At 64.2% G+C, this 19,523-nt stretch carries 19 protein-coding genes; 7 read left to right on the plus strand and 12 right to left on the minus strand.

What is annotated here, in order from left to right; genetic code table 11:
• Positions 1–26: 26 nt before the first annotated feature.
• The 3 genes from araA to ACFTR6_RS11685 are packed head-to-tail and all read left to right on the plus strand — an operon-like array spanning position 27 to position 3,488.
• Positions 27–1,547 carry an L-arabinose isomerase gene (gene araA / locus ACFTR6_RS11675; RefSeq protein ID WP_377958045.1) on the plus strand — a complete coding sequence of 507 codons (1,521 nt, stop codon included), beginning with the start codon at positions 27–29 and terminating at the stop codon, positions 1,545–1,547.
• A gap of 14 nt (positions 1,548–1,561) precedes the next feature.
• The gene (locus ACFTR6_RS11680; RefSeq protein ID WP_377958046.1) at positions 1,562–2,458 is read left to right on the plus strand and encodes an aldose 1-epimerase family protein; all 897 of its coding nucleotides are present in this window, start codon (positions 1,562–1,564) and stop codon (positions 2,456–2,458) included.
• Between the two features lie 49 nt (positions 2,459–2,507).
• A complete protein-coding gene (locus tag ACFTR6_RS11685) occupies positions 2,508–3,488 on the plus strand; it encodes a LacI family DNA-binding transcriptional regulator (RefSeq protein WP_377958087.1) in 981 nt (326 codons plus the stop codon).
• Positions 3,489–3,591: 103 nt separating this feature from the next.
• On the opposite strand, the gene mmsB is transcribed toward ACFTR6_RS11685, so the two are convergent.
• The 4 genes from mmsB to ACFTR6_RS11705 form a co-directional block, all read right to left on the minus strand.
• On the minus strand, positions 3,592–4,890 hold the full coding sequence (gene mmsB / locus ACFTR6_RS11690; protein ID WP_076799238.1) for a multiple monosaccharide ABC transporter permease: 1,299 nt from the start codon (positions 4,888–4,890) through the stop codon (positions 3,592–3,594).
• Between the two features lie 6 nt (positions 4,891–4,896).
• A complete protein-coding gene (gene mmsA, locus ACFTR6_RS11695; protein ID WP_076799237.1) occupies positions 4,897–6,426 on the minus strand; it encodes a multiple monosaccharide ABC transporter ATP-binding protein in 1,530 nt (509 codons plus the stop codon).
• Positions 6,427–6,524: 98 nt separating this feature from the next.
• Positions 6,525–7,649, minus strand: a complete 1,125-nt coding sequence (gene chvE / locus ACFTR6_RS11700; RefSeq protein ID WP_377958047.1) for a multiple monosaccharide ABC transporter substrate-binding protein — start codon at positions 7,647–7,649, stop codon at positions 6,525–6,527.
• A gap of 181 nt (positions 7,650–7,830) precedes the next feature.
• Positions 7,831–8,760 (minus strand): 5'-nucleotidase, lipoprotein e(P4) family, encoded by a 930-nt coding sequence (locus ACFTR6_RS11705; protein ID WP_377958048.1) that lies wholly within the window; start codon positions 8,758–8,760, stop codon positions 7,831–7,833.
• Between the two features lie 171 nt (positions 8,761–8,931).
• Here ACFTR6_RS11705 and ACFTR6_RS11710 point away from each other — a divergent pair, with 171 nt between their 5' ends.
• The 4 genes from ACFTR6_RS11710 (at position 8,932) to ACFTR6_RS11725 (ending at position 11,075) form a co-directional block, all read left to right on the plus strand.
• On the plus strand, positions 8,932–9,138 hold the full coding sequence (locus ACFTR6_RS11710; protein ID WP_377958049.1) for a hypothetical protein: 207 nt from the start codon (positions 8,932–8,934) through the stop codon (positions 9,136–9,138).
• A 63-nt stretch (positions 9,139–9,201) separates the two neighbouring features.
• Positions 9,202–9,663 (plus strand): pyridoxamine 5'-phosphate oxidase family protein, encoded by a 462-nt coding sequence (locus ACFTR6_RS11715; RefSeq protein ID WP_377958050.1) that lies wholly within the window; start codon positions 9,202–9,204, stop codon positions 9,661–9,663.
• 10 nt (positions 9,664–9,673) lie between these two features.
• Positions 9,674–10,177 (plus strand): universal stress protein, encoded by a 504-nt coding sequence (locus tag ACFTR6_RS11720; RefSeq protein WP_377958051.1) that lies wholly within the window; start codon positions 9,674–9,676, stop codon positions 10,175–10,177.
• Positions 10,170–11,075: a universal stress protein gene (locus tag ACFTR6_RS11725; RefSeq protein WP_377958052.1), complete on the plus strand. Its 906-nt coding sequence runs from the start codon at positions 10,170–10,172 to the stop codon at positions 11,073–11,075. The genes ACFTR6_RS11720 and ACFTR6_RS11725 overlap by 8 nt, the downstream gene beginning before the upstream one ends.
• Positions 11,076–11,126: 51 nt before the next feature.
• Here ACFTR6_RS11725 and ACFTR6_RS11730 read toward each other — a convergent pair whose 3' ends face one another.
• The 8 genes from ACFTR6_RS11730 to ACFTR6_RS11765 all read right to left on the minus strand — a co-directional run bounded on the left by ACFTR6_RS11730 (position 11,127) and on the right by ACFTR6_RS11765 (position 19,319).
• On the minus strand, positions 11,127–12,122 hold the full coding sequence (locus ACFTR6_RS11730) for a LacI family DNA-binding transcriptional regulator (protein ID WP_377958053.1): 996 nt from the start codon (positions 12,120–12,122) through the stop codon (positions 11,127–11,129).
• Between the two features lie 37 nt (positions 12,123–12,159).
• A complete protein-coding gene (locus ACFTR6_RS11735) occupies positions 12,160–13,692 on the minus strand; it encodes an SLC13 family permease (RefSeq protein WP_377958054.1) in 1,533 nt (510 codons plus the stop codon).
• The gene (locus tag ACFTR6_RS11740; RefSeq protein ID WP_377958055.1) at positions 13,689–15,107 is read right to left on the minus strand and encodes an adenylosuccinate lyase family protein; all 1,419 of its coding nucleotides are present in this window, start codon (positions 15,105–15,107) and stop codon (positions 13,689–13,691) included. Before ACFTR6_RS11740 ends, ACFTR6_RS11735 begins: the two co-directional genes overlap by 4 nt.
• Positions 15,108–15,304: 197 nt before the next feature.
• On the minus strand, positions 15,305–16,102 hold the full coding sequence (locus ACFTR6_RS11745; protein WP_377958056.1) for an IclR family transcriptional regulator: 798 nt from the start codon (positions 16,100–16,102) through the stop codon (positions 15,305–15,307).
• Between the two features lie 38 nt (positions 16,103–16,140).
• Positions 16,141–16,929, minus strand: coding sequence for a 2-keto-4-pentenoate hydratase (locus ACFTR6_RS11750; RefSeq protein ID WP_087872087.1), 789 nt, complete (start codon positions 16,927–16,929; stop codon positions 16,141–16,143).
• Positions 16,919–17,368 carry an ester cyclase gene (locus tag ACFTR6_RS11755; RefSeq protein WP_253250276.1) on the minus strand — a complete coding sequence of 150 codons (450 nt, stop codon included), beginning with the start codon at positions 17,366–17,368 and terminating at the stop codon, positions 16,919–16,921. Before ACFTR6_RS11755 ends, ACFTR6_RS11750 begins: the two co-directional genes overlap by 11 nt.
• A 4-nt stretch (positions 17,369–17,372) precedes the next feature.
• On the minus strand, positions 17,373–17,924 hold the full coding sequence (locus tag ACFTR6_RS11760) for a flavin reductase family protein (protein ID WP_216359066.1): 552 nt from the start codon (positions 17,922–17,924) through the stop codon (positions 17,373–17,375).
• Positions 17,925–17,936: 12 nt separating this feature from the next.
• Positions 17,937–19,319, minus strand: a complete 1,383-nt coding sequence (locus ACFTR6_RS11765) for an LLM class flavin-dependent oxidoreductase (RefSeq protein ID WP_377958057.1) — start codon at positions 19,317–19,319, stop codon at positions 17,937–17,939.
• Positions 19,320–19,523: the final 204 nt, after the last annotated feature.

Below are 19,523 nucleotides of genomic sequence, written 5' to 3' on the forward strand. Positions count from 1 at the left end.
ACCCCAAGACTTTCCAAGGAGACACCATGTCCAACGCCAACAGCACCTCCCTCGAGCACTATGAGGTCTGGTTCCTCACCGGCAGCCAGCACCTCTACGGCGAGGACGTCCTGAAGCAGGTGGCCGCCCAGTCCCAGGAGATCGCGGCGGCCCTTAACGAGTCCTCCGAGGTCCCGGTCAGGCTCGTATGGAAGCCCGTGCTGACGGACTCGGACGCGATCCGCCGCACCGCGCTGGAGGCCAACTCGGACGACTCGGTGATCGGTGTGACGGCGTGGATGCACACCTTCTCCCCGGCCAAGATGTGGATCCAGGGCCTGGACCTGCTCCGCAAACCGCTCCTGCACCTGCACACCCAGGCCAACGTGGACCTGCCCTGGGCGGACATCGACTTCGACTTCATGAACCTGAACCAGGCCGCGCACGGCGACCGCGAGTTCGGTTACATCCAGTCGCGGCTGGGCGTACCGCGCAAGACGGTGGTGGGCCACGTCTCCAACCCGGAGGTGGCCCGCCAGGTGGGCATCTGGCAGCGCGCCTCGGCCGGCTGGGCCGCCGTCCGGAACCTGAAGCTGACCCGCTTCGGCGACAACATGCGCAACGTCGCCGTCACCGAAGGCGACAAGACCGAGGCCGAGCTCCGCTTCGGCGTCTCGGTCAACACCTGGTCCGTCAACGAACTCGCCGACGCCGTCCACGGCGCAGAGGAGTCCGACGTCGACACTCTGGTGGCCGAGTACGAGCGGCTCTACGACGTGGCACCGGAACTCAAAGCGGGCGGAGCCCGCCACGACTCCCTCCGCTACAGCGCCCGGATCGAACTGGGGCTCCGCAGCTTCCTCGAAGCCAATGGATCCGCCGCCTTCACCACTTCCTTCGAGGACCTCGGCGAGCTGCGGCAGCTGCCCGGCATGGCCGTGCAGCGGCTCATGGCCGACGGCTACGGCTTCGGTGCCGAGGGCGACTGGAAGACTGCCATCCTGATCCGCGCCGCCAAGGTGATGGGGGCCGGACTGCCCGGCGGCGCCTCGCTCATGGAGGACTACACCTACCACCTCGCGCCGGGCCAGGAGAAGATCCTGGGCGCACACATGCTGGAGGTCTGCCCCTCGCTGACCGCCAAGAAGCCGCGCGTCGAGATCCACCCGCTGGGCATCGGCGGCAAGGAGGACCCGGTCCGCATGGTCTTCGACACCGACGCCGGCCCCGGCGTCGTCGTCGCCCTGTCCGACATGCGCGACCGGTTCCGCCTCGTGGCGAACGCCGTCGACGTCGTCGACCTCGACCAGCCGCTGCCCAACCTGCCGGTGGCACGCGCCCTCTGGGAACCGAAGCCGGACTTCGCCACCTCCGCCGCCGCCTGGCTGACCGCCGGCGCCGCGCACCACACCGTCCTCTCCACCCAGGTGGGCGTGGACGTGTTCGAGGACTTCGCGGAGATCGCCCAGACCGAACTCCTCACCATCGACGAGGGAACCACCATCAAACAGTTCAAGAAGGAACTCGCCTGGAACGCCGCCTACTACCGGCTGGCCGGCAGGCTGTGACCGAAAATAGGCCTGTGACCGAATACAAAATCCGGGCGGGGGAGTACACCGCCACCATTGCGGCACTTGCAGGTGCGCTGCGCGAGATGCGCCATCGGGGGCGGGACCTCATTGTCCCCTTCCCGGAGGGCGGCCCCATCCCTGACTACCGGGGCATTGTCGCCGCGCCCTGGCCCAACCGGATCGCCGACGGCCGGTACACGTTCGACGGCGCCGAGTACGAGGTCCCGGTCAACGAGACCGACCGCGGCTGCGCCCTCCACGGGCTGGTGTTCCCCCTGGAATGGACGCTCGAGTCCCATGATGAATCGTCCGTCACGCTGTCCTGCTCCCCGCAGCCGACGGCGGGCTACCCGCACGAGCTGCGCATCGCCGTCGAATACCGGCTGGCGGAGGACGGCCTGCACAGCACCGTCACGGCCAGGAACCTCGGCGGCACGGCGGCGCCCTACGGGGTCTGCCCGCATCCGTACCTCGTGGCAGGCCCGTCACGCCTCGATGAATGGGTCCTCGAAATCCCGGCCGGAACGTTCCTTGAGGTCACCCCGGACCGGCTGCTGCCGAAGGAAACGCGCAGCGTGGACGGCCATGAGTTTGATTTCCGGACACCGCGCGCCATCGGCGCCACGGAGATCGACCACGCCTTCACGGACATAGCGTTCGACGGCGGCGGGCAGGCCCGCGTGCTGGTCCGGGACCCGGCCGGGACCGGCGTCGGCATGGCCTGGGACCGCACCTGCCAATGGCTGCAGATCCACACCGCCGACAAGCAGCCTCCGTTTCCCAACCGCCTGGGCCTCGCCGTGGAGCCGATGACCTGCCCGCCCGATGCCTTCAACAAAGGCATGGACCTGATCCGGCTGGAGCCGGGAGCCACGCACCGGGCATCCTGGAGCATCTTCGCCACGTGACAACCGACCCCATACAGTGACAGCCAGCCCCGCGCCACGTCCTCCCGTCATGGAGGACGTGGCGCGCCTCGCTGGCGTGTCCCATCAGACGGTGTCGCGGGTGCTGAATATGCACCCAAATGTCAGCGCCCGGACCCGTAAGCGCGTGGAACGTGCCATCGCCGAGCTGGGCTACCGCCGCAACACCGCGGCCCGCAGCCTGGTCACCCGGCGCTCCCAGGCCATCGGGGTCCTGGCCGCCGGCACCGCACACTACGGCCCCGCCAACACGCTTCTTGGCGTCCAGCACGCTGCCCGGAACGAGGGCTATGCCGTCAGCATGGCCAGCCTCAGCGAGGTGACACCTGCCGCCATCCGCGCTGCCCTCGAGCACTTCCTGCTGCAGTCCGTGGACGGGATCGTGGTGATCGTTCCGCACGAAACCATGCTTGCCTCGCTGCGCGCCATCACCGTGTCCGTCCCGCTGGTGGCCGTGGGCTTCGGGGCGGATGAACGCCTGACGGTCGCGGCCGTGAACCAGCGTGCCGGCGCAGCCCTCGCCGTGCAGCACCTCGTGAACCTTGGCCACACCGCAATCGCCCACATCTCAGGTCCGCAGGACTGGATGGACGCCGCGGCCCGGACCGAGGGCTGGCGCCGTGCCCTTGAGCAGGCCGGCCTGCCGGAAGGCGTGCTGATTCCGGGGGACTGGAGCGCCGAGAGCGGCTACCGTGCCGGGCTGGAACTGTCCGCCGTCCCGAACATGACGGCCGTCTTTGCGGCTAATGACCAGATGGCCCTGGGCGCGCTGCGCGCTTTCAGGGAGGCCGGGCTGCGCGTCCCGGAGGACATCAGCGTGGTGGGCTTCGACGACCAGCCGGAGGCCGGCTATTTCGTCCCGCCCCTGACCACCGTGAACCAGGGCTTCACTGAGCTCGGCGCCCGCTGCATCAGCATGCTCCTGTCCGATCTGGAAAACGGCCCCTCGGGCGCGGCATCGGTCCTCAACCCAAGGCTCGTGGTGCGGGGCTCGACGGCGGCGCCCAGGTAGATCTGGCTGGCGCCCCGGTAGTTCTTCGCAGCCAGTACGACGACGGTCCCGCACCTTTTCGCAAAGGTGCGGGACCGTCGTCGTACTTTAACTGTGCTGCCGCCTAGGCGTTGCTCGATTCCCGGGCGCTGGCGCCCACCGGTGCCGGCGTTTCGGCCGCTGCCCTGGTCTCCTCGGCGGCGGGCGGTGTGGTCTTCAGTTTGAAGCGCTTGGCGATGGAGGATCCGCCGCCGGCGCGGTTCTTGTTGAAGATGTCGAAGCCGACGGCGAGCAGGAGCACCAGGCCCTTGATCAGCTGCTGGTAGTCGGTGCCGAGGCCCAGGATGGACATGCCGTTGTTGAGGACGCCCATGATGAGGCCGCCGATCATCGCCCCGGCCACGGTGCCGATGCCGCCCTGGACCGCTGCTCCGCCGATGAACGCGGCGGCGATAGAGTCCAGTTCGAAGCCGGTGCCGCCCGCGGGCTGGGCGGAGTTCAGCCGGGCCGTGAAGATCAGGCCGGCCAGCGCGGCGAGGACGCCCATGTTCACGAAGAGCCTGAAGGTCACGGCCTTGGTCTTGATGCCGGAGAGCTCGGCGGCGTGCAGGTTGCCGCCGATGGCGTAGGTGTGGCGGCCGAAGATGCTGTTGTTCATCAGCGCGGAGTAGGCGATGACCAGGCCGGCAAGGACGATCAGCACGATCGGGGTGCCGCGGTAGCTGGCCAGGAGGAACGTGATGACGAGCATCAGCAGGGCGATGAACGCGGTCTTGGTGGCGAACCAGGCCATGGGTTCGTTCTCGAGGTTGAACTTCCGGCGGATGCGGCGTTCCTTGATGGCCTGGAACAGCAGGGCTGCGGTGCCGCCGACGCCGAGGATCACGGTGAGCCATTCAAGCACCGACGTACCGCCGGAGATGTCGGGCAGGAAACCGCCGCCCAGGGCGCGGAGCTCGTCCGGGAACGGAGTGATCTGCTGGTTCTTGAGAGTGATCAGGGTCAGGCCGCGGAAGATGAGCATGCCCGCCAGGGTGACGATGAACGCGGGGATGCCGACGTACGCGATCCAGTACCCCTGCCAGGCGCCGACGAGCGCCCCGACCAGGAGGCAGGCCGGGATGGCCGCCCACCAGGCCCAGCCCCAGTGCACGATCATCACGCCGGCGACGGCGCCGATGAACCCGGCAATGGAGCCGACGGAGAGGTCAATGTGGCCGGCGATGATGACCATGACCATGCCGATGGCCAGGATGAGGATATAGCTGTTCTGGACGACGAGGTTGGTGACGTTCTGTGGCTGCAGCAGGATTCCGTCGGTGAGGACCTGGAACAGCAGGACGATCAGGATCAGGGCGACGAAGATGCCGACCTGGCGGAGGCGGCTTGCAAGGAAGCCGAGGGATTCGCGTAAGGCGGACATGGTTCGTTATTCCTTCTCTTGGGTCATGTAGTGCATGAGGGTCTCCTGGGAGGCCTCGGCGATGGGGACTTCACCGGTGACGTGGCCGGCGGACAGGGTGTAGATCCGGTCGCAGATGCCCAGGAGTTCGGGCAGCTCTGAGGAGATCACGATGACGGCCTTTCCCTGCGCGGCGAGCTCGGCGATGATCGTATAGATCTCGAACTTGGCGCCGACGTCGATGCCGCGGGTGGGCTCGTCCAGAATCAGCACGTCGGGGTCCGAGAACATCCATTTGCTCAGGACCACCTTCTGCTGGTTGCCGCCGGAGAGTTTACCGGTGATGGCCGCGACGGAGGGGGCCTTGATGTTCATGCTCTTCCGGTAGCTGTTGGCCACCGTCGTTTCCTTGTTCTTGTCCACCCAGCCGCGCTTGGCGAGCTTGGGCAGGGCAGCCATGGAGATGTTCCGCTTGATGTCCTCGATGAGATTCAGGCCGTAGTGCTTGCGGTCCTCGGTGGCGTAGGCGATGCCATTGCGGATGGCCTCGGGAACGGTGGAGGTGTTGATTTCCTTGCCGTACTTGAACACCTTTCCGGAGACCGCCCGGCCGTAGGTGCGGCCGAAGACGCTCATAGCCAGTTCGGTGCGGCCGGCTCCCATGAGTCCGGCGAGCCCCACCACTTCGCCCTTGCGGACGTTGAGGCTGGCATTGTGGACCACGGTGCGGGTGTGGTCCTGCGGGTGCTGGACTGTCCAGTCCTCGATGCGCAGGACTTCCTCGCCGATCTGCGGTTCACGCTCGGGGTAGAGGCTGTCCAGGTCGCGGCCCACCATGCCGCGGATGATGCGTTCCTGGGTGATCTGGCCCTGGTCCACGCGCAGGGTCTCGATGGACCTTCCATCGCGGATGATGGTGACGGCGTCCGCCACCTTGCGGATTTCGTTGAGTTTATGGCTGATGATGATGCTGGTGACGCCCTGGCCCTTAAGGTGCAGGATCAGGTCCAGCAGGTGGTCTGAGTCCTCATCGTTCAGGGCCGCGGTGGGTTCGTCCAGGATCAGCAGTTTCACTTCCTTGGACAGGGCCTTGGCGATTTCGACGAGCTGCTGCTTGCCGACGCTGATGTGCTGGATGGGCGTGACGGGGTTTTCATCCAGGCCCACCCTGGCCAGCAGCTTGGCTGCCTCCAGATTGGTTTTGCGCCAGTCAACCCAGCCGCGGGAAGCCATTTCGTTGCCCAGGAAGATGTTCTCTGCGATGGACAGGTACGGGCTCAGGGCCAGCTCCTGGTGGATGATTACGATGCCGCGCTTTTCGCTGTCGCTGATGGACGCGAAGTCGCACGGCTCGTTCTCGAAGAGGATGTCCCCCTCGAAGGTGTTGTGGGCGTACACGCCGGAGAGCACCTTCATCAGGGTGGACTTGCCTGCCCCGTTTTCGCCGCAGATCGCGTGGACCTCACCGCGGTTCACATCCAGGGTGACATCCTGGAGGGCTTTGACGCCGGGGAAGGTCTTGGTGATCCCGCGCATCTGAAGAATGGGTACGTTCATTGGTCAATTCCCGCTGATCTGTTCTGATCTGTCTTATTGGGGCGGTTTTAAGGGGGCGGGGCGCCCGCGTGCAGGCTCCCCGCCGTCGTGCTGCCGGATTACTTGATGTCGGCGTCGGTGTAGTAACCGGAGTCGATCAGTTCCTGCTTGTAGTTGTCTTTGGTGACGATTACGGACTTCAGCAGGAAGGCGGGAACCACCTTGACCTTGTTGTTGTAGCTTTCGGTGTCATTGGTCTCTGGCTCCTGGCCCTTCAGGACCGCGTCCACCATCTTCACGGCCTGCTCGCCGAGCTTGCGGGTGTCCTTGAAGATCGTGGAGTACTGCTCGCCCGCGACGATGGACTTCACCGAGCCCTTTTCCGCATCCTGGCCGGTGACCACCGGCAGCGCGCCCTTGGAGTAGCCGCCGGTGCTGGTCAGCGCCGAGATGATGCCGATGGAGAGGCCGTCATAGGGTGACAGCACGCCGTCGAGCTTTTTGCCCGAACCGTAGGCGGCGGTGAGGATGTCCTCCATCCGCTTCTGGGCGGTGGCGGCCTGCCAGCGGAGGATGGCTGCCTGCTCAAACTTGGTCTGGCCGCTGGGGACCTTCAGAGTGCCGGCATCCAGGTACGGCTTCAGGGTGTCCATGGCGCCGGTCCAGAAGAAATTCGCGTTGTTGTCGTCCGGGCTGCCGGCAAAGAGCTCCACGTTGAACGGGCCCTTGCCCTCGACCTTCTTGCCGGATGAATCCACCAGGCCGAGGCCGGTCAGCAGGGACGTGGCCTGCTGGACGCCCACCTCATAGTTGTCGAAGGTGGTGTAGAAATCCACGTTCGGGGTGCCGTTGATCAGCCGGTCATAGGCGATGACCTTGACGTTCTGCTCCTTGGCTTTGGCCAGGACATCGGTCAGCGTGGTGCCGTCGATCGCGGCGATGATCAGGGACTTCGCCCCCTTGGTCAGCATGTTCTCGATCTGGGAAACCTGCGTGGGGATGTCGTCATTGGCGTACTGCAGGTCCGTCTTGTAGCCGAGCTTGGCCAGGGACTCCGAGACGTTCTTGCCGTCGGCGATCCACCGTTCCGACGTCTGCGTCGGCATGGAGATCCCCACCAGGGCGCCGGCAGCGTCGGCGCTGCTGGTGCTGGACGCGGCGCCGGGACGGCTTCCGCAGCCGGTGGCCCCCACCGTAACGGCCAGGACGACGGCGACGGCGCCCAGGAGCTTTTTGATTCTCACGTTTATTCTCCTTCCGCGGCCCGGGAGGGCCACGAATCGGTGCTTGAGCGGAAAGCGTATGTACTTTCCGCCGAGGCCGGCCATTTGTGTCCGGCGTACCGAGGCCGTTCCACAGGAGCGGCACCGGAGGCTGTCATCGCCGGAGTTCTAAGTCCGGCTTGCCCCAACGTTTCTGTTAGCGCTAACAATTATGGACAATATTATCGTTGCCGATGCTGTGAAGCAAGACACAGATTGGTGACAGTTCGGTGGTCTTTGTACGGATATCCGGCAGCGCGGGTACCACGCTCTGGCGCTGGTACCCGCGCTCCGATCGGGGATTGACTTCCAGCTCGGCGTCCCACTCGTCGAGCTCGGCATCCTCCCAGGAGCCGTAGGTGGGGTTGGGCAGTATGAACCAGTCATCGCCGAAGTGCCCAGAGTCTTTTTCGACGAGCTGCCGCTGCTGGCCTAGATCGGCTTTAGCGTAGTGCCCGGCGAAGTCATGCAGCGTGTCGCCCAGTTGCATGACGACCTTGTGTTTCTCTTGAATCTTGGTGCGCCGCTCCTCCTTCGACGGGCCCAGCAGCATCACCTGGTCCTTCGATACTTGGGGGAAGTCCAGGCGCTTCAGCGAGGCGATGGTGGCATCGAGGTTCTCCTCGGTCCGGTCGGAGAGGTAGTAGATGGAGACGCCCAGCTCATCGGCCTTTTGGAAGAACTCGGCGGCGCCCGGGATCGCGGACGGTGACCCCTTCAGCTCCCACTGGTCCCAGGTGTCCCAGGTGCTGTAGTCGTGGCAGGCGGCCACATCGCGCGCCAGCAGCTCGGTGTTGTTGATTGCCGTCTCGTCGAGATCGGTGATAATCGCGAGGTTTTCGGATTTGGCTTGCTTGATCTTCTCCTCAAGGCGCTCGCCTGCGATCCGGTAGATCTGGGACTGCAGTGCCTGTGCCTCCGCGCTTTGCTGCTGCCAGCGCAAACCCATGGCGTGCTCCTGTACCGCGCAGTTCCCGGGGTTAGGGCTCTCCGCCGGCGCCGCGCCGGCCTGGTCGGTGGCGGCGCAGCCGGACGCGGCCAGCATGGACTCGATGGCGATACTCGTGCAGGCAATGCTCGTGGATCTCTTCAATGTGAACCTCCTTGTTCGGTGCATGACTTGTTCAGTGCAGGACTTGATCAAGCACATACGGAGGACAGTAGTGGAGGTTGAACAAGCGTTCAATACCTCTGTCGGCCCGTCAAGATAAGGGTTTGGATGTGAACCCTGTCCCATTCACTGCTGTTGGATTAGTCTTTTGCGATGGCTGACATGGAATTCAAGAGGCGCTTGAATCAAGTTGACGAGTTGTACAACGATCTCTATGAATTGCGGCAGCGCGGTGATGATGCCGGCAAAGAAGAAATCGTCCTGGCCGAGATGCGTTTGGATAACGCATGGCGGGAGCTTTATGAATTCATGGGGCTGCCGTTATCGCCCGAGGCTGATATCGCCGACAGTTCCGAATAACAGCTGACAACCTTATTTCCGTTCCTCTACTGCAGCACCCTGCGGGCTAGGTATGCTCTGCCCATGAGCAACGTGGAGGAATCCCCGAGGTCAGAGGTTTTGAGTGTCCATGAGTGCTGGAGGCACCTGCGGTCCTCATCGGTCGGCCGCTTGGCCTTTACCGGCGGCGCAGGGCCGGAGATTTTTCCTGTCAATTATTTGCCGGAGGATGGCACGCTGATTTTCCGGACGGGGGCCGGGACCAAGATGAATGCGCTGCTTGAGGGCAATGTGGTTGTCCTTGAGGCAGATGGGCTCAATTCCTACGGCACCATCGCCTGGAGTGTGGTGGTGAAGGGCCGCCCCGAACCCGTCGCGGAGGATGATCCGGGTCAGGAGGCGGCGGAGCAGGCACTCTCACCTTGGGAGCCGGGTCTGAAGGACTACGTATTCCGTATTTCGCCAACGGAGGTTACTGGCCGCAGATTCGTCATCGATGATTCCAAGCGGTGGTGGCCGGCAAGGGAGCCCCGACCTGGCAACTGAAGGACGGGTCATGAATGCAGAACCAATGCCCAGTATTGTCGTCGGAGTGGACGGCAGTAAGGCTTCAATCCTCGCCCTGCGCTGGGCGGGCGTGATCGCACCGTTGATGAACGCAGAGATCAGGGCTGTGACCGCGTGGGACTTCGATGTCCCGTTCCCCCTGATGGCGCCTGCCGCGCCCAACCCCGACCGTGCGGCGGAACGCACCTGCTCCCTTGCGGTGGAACGGGCATATGGAACCACCGCACCAGCGCCAGTGAACCAGGTGATCCGCCGTGGCGCCCCCGCCAAAGTCCTCATGGATGAGTCCCTGACCGCGCAGCTGCTGATCCTTGGCAGCAGCGATCACGGCCACATGAAGGAGCTGTTCATGGGTTCGGTCAGTACGCTGGCCGCCCAGCAAGCGAAATGCCCGGTCCTGATCGCCCACGGAACCGAGCTTCCCGCCGCGCTCATGCCTGCAGCAGCGGCTGCCCCCGTACAACCGGCCAACAAGGAGACGCGCCGTGAATGATTCCAGAACCGTCGTCGTCGGGTATGACGGCTCAGTCGAAGCGGCCCAGGCAGTCCGATGGGCGGCACGGCAGGCGGCGGCGCGTCATTGCCAGCTCCTTCTGGTCCATTGCTCACTGTGGCCGCTGCTAACGGACAACCTCGGCCCGGTGCCCGGAGTGGCCGACAGCGGACTGGAGCGCTCCGCCCAAATAACGCTTGAAGAGGGACTCTCCCATGCCCGTCACCTTGAACCTGAGCTGGACATAGAAACCAAACTTGTTTACGGGTGGCCCGCCGAACATCTGGTGAAAATCTCGGCAGGCAAAGACCTGCTCGTTGTGGGCAGCCGCGGCATCGGCGGGTTCATGGGATTGCTGATCGGCTCCGTCTCCTTGGAGATGGCTGCCACAGCAGCTTGTCCCGTGGCCGTGATCCGTTCCGACGATCACCCCAAAGGACCAGTCGTTGTTGCTGTGGACGGGTCCGGTTCTCCCACTGCTCTTGAAGACGCCTGCGCCATGGCCGCCACAAGCCAGAGCAGCCTCACCATCATCCACGTCAGGCACACGCCAGCCGGGTACCGGCAACTCCGTGATCCAGTGGACGCCGAAGCTGCAGCGGACGAAGTCGTTAACACCGCCATCGAGACTGCACGCGCCCTCGCGCCAGCCATCGCCGTCGAAGGAAGGGTACTCACAGACACTTCAATCCCGCGTGCGATCCTCAACGCCTCCAAAGGCGCCGGAATAACAGTGGTGGGAACCAAAGGTCAGGGACTCATCAGGGGCACCATAGGATCGACCGCGCATGCCGTCCTGCACCACGCCCACGGGCCCGTACTCATCTCCCGCCGTAGCACTACCAGGGGCGGTCCGGCTGAAACTGACAGCAACGGTCCCTTTGTGGGGTTCGTGTAGCCGTTTGCCCGAGCAGTAGGAAGCCAGCCGGGGAAGCGACTGCCGGGGGCATTAATCCCTTGATGTGGTCAGGGTTCCCCGGATCCGCAGTGTTCCCGGGATCCGGCTGACGACGTGTGCAGGTTCGAGACCGTTGATCAGGTCCAGCAGTACTTCGGCTGCCTTTGCACCCATCTCCGCGAGGGGCGGGGCGAAGGTGGTGATCCCGGGTCCCCAGATCTCAAACCAATCAGGATCACCGTATCCGGCCAGTGAGAGGTCTTCGGGAACCCGGATGCCCGATTCCCGTGTCGCCTTAAGTACGCCCATCACCAGCCTGCTGCTGAGGGGCATGACGGCCTGGGGCAGGTCGGAAAGCAATGTCTGCATTGCGCTGGCACCGCCCTCGGCGGAGAAGTCGGAGGACATTATCCGGAAGCGTTTTCCTGTAGTCGCCTTCTCCGTGAAGCCGGCCTGCTCTGCGGCGGCTTTGAAACCTGCGAGCCGTTCCCGGCTGGTGCTGTAGGTATCGGGGCCGACGATGGCGGCCACGTCTGTATAGCCGGAGGCGATGACCAGTTCGGTCAGTTCTTTCACGCCCACGAAGTCGTCGCTGACGATTGCCGGTACGCTTCGTCCGCTGTAGCGGTTGAGCTCGACGACCGGGACCGGCGACGCGGCGGCGGTACTTGGACCGGAGGGTACGTGGACGATCCCGTCCACCCTGCGGGCCGCCATCTCCTGCAGGGCTTCCTGCTCACGCCCCGGGTGGTTGCCGGTGGTTGCGACGAAAAGGTGGTGGCCGGCGTCGCGAAGTACTTCCTGGAGGACTTCGGCGCTGGCCGTGTAGAACTCGTTGGTCATGTCCGGAACGATGAGCCCGACGCTTCGGGTGCGGCGTTCCCGCAGGGCCCGGGCGGTGGCGTCTCCGGTGTAGCCAAGTTCGCGTGCCGCTTCCAGAACGCGTGCCCGGGCGTCGCCGCCCACCGGGCCCTTCCCGCTGAGGGCGCGGGATGCCGTGCCGTACCCGACCCCGGCGGCGCGGGCGACGTCCGTGAGTTTGACCATGGAGTCCATCCTATTGGCGGGGTCGGGTACGGGCAGGCTAGGGCAGGGACAGCCCGATGGCGCTGCCGATGCCGATGACGGTAAGGAGGATCAGCGGGATAGTAACCAGGTCGGCCACGACGCCGGTTTTGATCATGCGCAGCATCGGCACGTAGCCGGATCCGTAGACAATGGCGTTCGGGGGTGTGGACACAGGGAGCATGGCCCCGGCGTTGCCGCCGAAGATGGCTGCCATCGCTGGGATGAGCGGATCGACCCCGATAGCCAGGGCGATCGGGATGATGATAGGGACGACAATGCCGACGCTGGCAGTGTTGCTGGTGGTTTCGGAGATGACCATGCCAAGGACCACTGCCACAAGGCAGAGCAGCAGGACGCTGTTGACCCCCGTGACATCGGCGACGGCGGTGCCTATGGTTTCGGCCAGCCCAGTGGCTTTCATCATCGCCCCGACGGTCAGTCCGACGCCGACGAGGATAACAGTGCCCCAGTCGATCTTGGCGGCTTCGCTCCATTCGAGCGTGGGGGTCTTTTTCTCGGTGGGGATCAGGAACAGCAGGCCGGCCAGCAGAACAACAACGGATCCCTCATTCAGGTGCGAGGCCATTGTTTCCAGGACCGGGTTGGTGATGCTGAAAGTGGTGACGACGGCGGGGAAGGTCCACAGCACGACGGTCAGGGCGAAGACGAGGGCGACAATCTTTTCGCCGCGCGTCATGGCGCCAAGCTCGGCATACTGCCGCCGGAACGACGCCGTCCCGTTGGGGATGTGGTGGGTTTCCGGTTTGTTCATGAGCACCAGGGCGATGAACATGAGGGTCCCCAGGCCCAGGACATAAGGGCCGGAGATGGAGACCCAGTCGAACAACGGGATTTGGTACCCGGTCATCTGCTCCACGGTGCCGCGGCCAATGACGTTGGCGATGCCGGTCACCGGAGTCAGCACAGAGCCGACACCGGCACCGTACGCGATAGCCAGCATCAGCATGCACGAGAAGCGGGTCTGGTAACTCTTGCGGCCGCTGGCCGGATCGTGAATGAGATCGCCGACCGTCCGGACTACGCCGATGCCAATGGGCAACAGCATGGCGGCGGTTGCGGAGGCGGAAACCAGCATGGCAAGCAGGGTTGCCACGGTCATGAAGGCCAGTGCGGTCAGGTGCGTGCTGTCACCGACCTTGGGAAGCGACAGGACGCGGAGCGCGAACCTTCGGTCCAGGCCGTGGACTGTCATGGCGCGGGCGAGGATGAAAGCGCCGATGACCAGGAACACGGTGGGCGATCCGAAAGCGGAGTACACCTCGGACGGCGAGCCGACGCCGAGGAGCACCAGCAGGGCGATGCCGATCAGGGCGGTAGCGGGAATGGGGATGGTTTCGGTGATCCAGAACAGGACGATGAAGCTCAGCACCCCGAGCATGGCGCGCTGTTCCCAGGGCAGGTCCTGGGGCAGGAAGAGGGCCAGGGCCATCAGCGGCAGCGCCGCGAAGAGGCCGGCGCGTGCGCGGAGGTAGTCGAAGCGGCTGGCCTCTCCGACGTCGTTATGGGTGGTGACTTCTGTTGCGCTCATGCGGGGACTCCTTCGGCTCCGCTTGGGGCTGTTGCCAGTTCAGCGATGGGAGGGCAGGCAGCCTGGAGCGGGGTGTGTGAGTGCCAGATGCTGACTGCAGTCTTGCAGATGGATTCCGCCTCGCCCAGGTAGTCGGCAGCCTGCACGAGCGCTTCGGGCAGCAGGTCCGTCATGCCCTGCTCGGCGGCGACGGTACGCAGGGCATCGGCGAGTACAGTGCCGGTTTCGCGGGCGCGGGTGGAGGCGGCGTAGAGAAGGTCGTGGGCCTGTTCGCGGCCCACCTTCTCGGCGAGCTGGATCATCTGTGCTTCGGCGAGGACAAGGCCGCCGTCCAGTTCCATGTTCCGGCGCATCCGCTCGGCATCGACGCGTATGCCGTCAACGATGACGAGAGTTTCGCGCAGAGCGCTGCCGGCCAGGGAAGCGAGCTGGGGGATGACCTGCCACTCGATCTGCCATTCACCGGCGCTGCGTTCGTGGCCTGCCTCCTGAATCCGGGCCAGCGATGAGGCAAGTGCTCCTGCCGTGCCCGAGAGCCCGATGATTAGTTCGGATGAGATCGGATTGACCTTCTGGGGCATCGTGGACGATGCGCCGCGGTGCGGGGAATACGGCTCGAAGACTTCGGCGATTTCCGTGCGGGACAGGTCCACAATGTTGCGGGCAAACTTCGCGCAGGAGGCAGTGATTGTCACGCACAGCCATCCGAACTCAGCCAGGCTGTCACGCTCGACGTGCCACGGGACGTCGGTGCCCTCGAGGCCAAGCAGTTCTGCGACCCGGGCACGCAGGACCCCCGACTGGGGCCCGTAGGCTGCCGAGGTGCCGCCGGCGCCGAACATGGAGATGGCAGCGATGCGGGGGAGTGCCTGCGCGATGCGCTCCCGCTGCCGCGTGAACTGGCTCAGCATGGTGGCCAGCGTGGCGCCGAAGGTTGTCGGTACAGCCTGCTGGGCGTGGGTGCGGCCAGCCATGACGGTATCGCTGTGGGCCAAAACCTGTTCAGCAAGGCGATCACCCAGCCGTTCGAGATCCTCGTCCAGGAGCTTGAGGGACCGCTGCAGCTGCAGGGCCAAGCCGGTGTCCATAATGTCCTGCGTGGTGGCTCCATAGTGCACCCGGCCGTTGGCACCTTCCGGGAGCGCGGCGGCGATTTCACGGACCACACCCAGGATTGGGTAACCCACGTTGCGGGCAGAGGACCAGAGCCGGTCCAGGTCAACGTTCTCCGGGATGGCGGCCTTGGCAATAGCCTGGGCATCCTCCGGGGAAATGATGCCCAGTTCCGCTTGGGCCAAAGCCAGCGCCCGTTCTGCGGCCAACCAGGATCTGACTGCTTCTGACGGGGAGAACAGTTCAGCCTGTCGGTCATCACCGACGAGATGCATGAGGAGGGAGAAAGGTGTGGAGGTCAACGGTGGCCTGCTTTCGTTGCGTCGTTGCAGTGGATTCGAATCCACTATCAGGTAGCTGAAGTTCCTAAGGGGAAATGGATTCGAATCCATTCGAGCAGTTGCGCGATTTGTTGTCAAGGTCACACAGAAAGGGGTCCGGCCGCCGTAAGGGCTGTTTCACTCCACCCTGGCGCCGGCCGCGAAGCCAGCCGCGTGCGTTATTCCTGGCGGGGCGGGTTCATGCGTTGCTGAACGTGTTCTGCAACAGCAACCAGGCGGGCTGGCAGGCCGGCCTGCTTTTCTTTGTCTTCCATGCGGTGGCGAGGGCCAACCACCGACACGGCACCGATGAAGGTTCCGACGGAGTCCCTGACCGGGCCGGCGAAGGCGATGATGCCGTCCTCAAGTTCCTCGACGGTGCTCGCCCAGCCGCGTTCGCGTACCTTTTTAAGCTCCCGGTCAAGGTCCTCGAAGCTCGTGATGGTCTTCGCTGTGAGCGCATCGAGGTGGTCGCCCAACACCATCCGCCGTTGTTCAGCGGTGAGCTCAGCCAGTAGGAGCTTGCCGGTGGCTGACGCGTGGTGTGGCCACTGCATGCCGTACATCTCTGACATCGTCATGCCCAGGAGGCGCGGTGACGACTGCAGCACCAGGTCCAATTCGTAAAGGCCACGGCGGAGGCTGAAGGTGACGGTCTCGCCGGTCTCATCGGCAAATTCGTCGAGAATGTCCTTGATGCGGGGCACCAGGCCGGAAGCCGGGTCGACGGACTGGGCAATGCGTCCCAGATCCCACCCCAGGGAATACAGCGTGTCCTGCCGGTCCACGAGCCCCTCCTCCTCCAGTGTCATCAGGAGTCGGAAGGTCGTGGCCCGTGCAAGATCGATCCGCTTGGCCACATCAGTGACAGTCATTGGAGTCCCGGATGCCGCCAGCGCGCGCAGTATTCGAACGGCCCGTGAAACGGAGCGGTTGGCCGCGAATCCCTGTTGGGGTGTTTCCTGAGTGGTGCTCATCGTCGGTCAAGGCCTTTCGAGTAGTGATCTACTCAACCTTAACCGGCGGCGGTGTAGTCGAAGCTAACCTCTCCCCAGCCCTCGAAGCGGCCGGTGATGCGGGTACCGGGAACCATCCTGGCTGCAGCAAGGCAGCTGCCCGGGAGGATCAGCTGGCCGGCCCTCAGGGTGATGTCGTACTCGGCGATCCGGTGGCAGAGCCAAACAAGGGCGGAGAGCGGGCTGCCGTAGATTGCGTTCGTGTTTCCCTCGGCCACAACCTCACCATCGAAGGTGATCAGCCCGGGAGTGTCGGAGAGGTTCACCTCGTTGAGCTTCCGGGGCTGGCCGCCGAGGATGATGCCGGCGCTCGAGCCGCTGTCAGCCAGGGTGTCGAAGATGCCGATGTTCCAGTCGCGGACGCGGGAGTCGATGATTTCCAGGGCCGGGACCACGTAGTCGGTTGCGGAAATGATGTCTGCCACGGTGACGTGGGGGCCGCCGATGTCGCGCTTGAAGACGAAGGCAGGCTCGAGTTCGACGAAGGGTTCGATGAACTCTTCTTCGGAACGCGGCAGGTTCTCCGGGTAGAACTGGCTGGCCAGCAGGTACCCGTAATCAGGTTCGTCTACGCCGAACTTTGCCTGCATGGCCTTGGCAATGTTCCCGAGCTTGAAGCCCGCCACGCTGTCGCCGCCGGCCACCTGCAGCCGGATCACTTCCTGCTGGACACGAAAGGCGTCCGCGATGGTGGGTCCGTCTTCGCTGCTGATAAGGGTGTCGACCGGCTTCCTGCTGGCCTTGGCATCCAGGATGCGCTGGGCGGTCTCCGTGATATTAATCGGCAATTTTCTCTGTCTTTCGGCGCTGGGAGCGCTGGTCACCGAGGTGCCAGATGCTCATGGATGAAAGCATTTCGCGGGGATCCCACACCACAGCTTCTGAAGTGATGAGTCCGTCGCGGTGGCTGATGAACGAGGCGCCGCGGACGGTCACGGTGCGGCCGGTTGGAGGGACGCCCATGAATTCGCCGGTGTGTTTTCCGACGGTTTCCCAGTGGATGGCCACGAGGTTATCGTCCTCGATGGCGCGAAGGACCGTCACGTGGAAGTCGCTGAAGGCGCGGTGGGATTCCTCGATCTGCTCGACCACCTGGGCCAGCCCTTCGGAGCCGGTCTTTGACTGACGTTCGTAGTCGGGGGCGACGAGGCGTTCGAAGGCTGCCGTGTCCCCTTCGCCCCAGGCCTTGGTCCAGGCTTCTGTCACGCGGTTAAGCATGCTGGTCATTTCACTAGGCCTTTCCGGTAGGAGCCGGAGTCGCTGCAGGAGCAGGAACCGGCCACTGGTTGAAGTCACCGAACTTGCCACCGCGGAACAGCAGGGCCTCGCCCTCGCCGGGGACAAGTTCCTCGATGGAACCGACGATCATGTAGTGATCGCCGGCCACGACCTCGGAGAGGACTTCGCAGTCGACCCAGGCGGTGGCGCCCAGGATGCGGGGAGTGCCGATGGGGCTTGCTTCGTACTCGACGCCGGCGAATTTTTCATCTCCCTTACGCGAGAGGGCGCGGCATACCGGCAGCTGCTCCGTGGAGAGGATGTTGGCGGTGAACCGGCCCAATGACCTGAGCGTGGGCCAGGTACTGGACGACTTGTCCACGCAGAACGTGACGAGGGGAGGTTCGAGGGAGAGGGACTGGAACGTGCCGACGACGAAACCGCGGGGCGTGCCGTCCTCGGTCAGGCCTGTGATGGCGGTGACGCCCGTGGGCAGTGCGCCGAAGACCTGGCGCTGTACGGCGGGGTCGATCGACGGGGTTTCGGCTGTGACAATGATGGACATGGTGGGTTCCTACTAAGCCTGGTGGGTACGGGTGCGGTGGTAGGCGGCGCCCGGGTGGTCAGAAGCCAGCCGATCCTGCCCGGCGCCGAAGAGGGTCTCGCGCAGGGTGTTGCCGTCGTACGCGGTGCGCATGACGCCGCGGGCCTGCAGTTCGGGAGCGACATAGCGGGCGAAGTCCTCGATGTCGCGGAACTTGACGGCGTGCGAGATGTTGAAGCCGTCGGCGCCGGTTTCCTCGATCCAGGAGATCAGTTCGTCGGCCACGGTTTCGGGGCTGCCAACGATCACCGGTGATGTTCCGCCGATGCCGTTGTACTCGGCGATGTCGCGCGGGGTCCAGCGCTTGTCCGGATCAATCTTGGTGAAGAAGTTGACCATGGTCTGGCCAGCGTTGGTCTTGACGCTCTCGAACGGCTGGTCCGGGTCGAACTGGGCCATGTCCATGCCGGCCCAGCCGCTGTAACGCGCCATGGCGCCGTCGTAGTCGACGTACTTGAGGTAGTCCTGGTACTTGGCCTGGGCTTCTTCATCGGTGGGGGCGCTGATAATCGTGATCATCTGCAGGACGGCGATATGTGACGGTTCGCGGCCGACCTCCACTGCCTTGGCGCGCAGCGCGTCGACCTGCTTTTTCAGGCCGGCCTTCGTTGCGGAGTTCATGAAGACGGCCTCGGCGGTCTTTGCCGCCAGTTCCACGCCACGGGGTGATCCGCCGGCCTGGAAAATCACCGGGGTGCGCTGGGGTGACGGTTCGCAGAGGAAGATGCCCGGTACCGTGAAGTGCTTGCCCTCATGGCCGATCTCGTGCACGCGGCCGGGATCCACATAGGTGCGGGTTGGCTTGTCGCGGACGACCGCGTCGTCGTCCCAGGAACCTTCCCAGAGCTTGAGTGCGACGTCGATGAATTCCTCGGCGATCTCGTAGCGGTCGTCATGTGCCGTCTGGGTGCCGGTCCCCAGGTTGCGGGCGGCACTGTCCGAGTAGGAGGTCACAACGTTCCAGCCGATGCGGCCACCGGTGAGGTGATCGAGCGTGGCGAACTTCCTGGCCAGCGCGTACGGGTGGTCGTACGCGGTGGAGGAGGTCACACCGAAGCCCAGGTGCTTCGTCGCCGCCGCCATCGCAGGAATCAGGTACGCGGGGTCGTTAGCCGGAATCTGTGCGGCATCGCGCAGCGCACCGTCCACGTTCCCGTTGTATTTGTCGTGGTAGCCGTTGTTATCGGCAAAGAAGATGCCGTCGAAGCCCGCGCGTTCCAGCATCTGCGCGTACTCGACCCACCGGTGGATGTTCGTGTACTCGCCGCCGCCGTCGTTCTCGTGCCGCCACAGGCCGGCGGAGAGGTGGGCAGGGCCGTTGAAGTCGAAGGCAAACACCTTTATTTGCTTTGTCATTCCATTCCCTTGATGTGTGTTCACTCAGTGAACAGAGTATTTATCTGATGAACACAACGGTAAAGTGGCCCGCAGCACATCGTCAAGTGCGATGCTCATTTTTCGAACTGCACGTTCAAGTCTTGACGTGGTGATGAACGTCACTTTATGCTTTTGATCACCCAATAACCAAACCGTTCAATCAGTGAACGTACCGCTAAGCCA

The organism is Arthrobacter sp. NPDC057009, from assembly GCF_042673905.1.
Classification (GTDB): Bacteria; Actinomycetota; Actinomycetes; order Actinomycetales; family Micrococcaceae; genus Arthrobacter.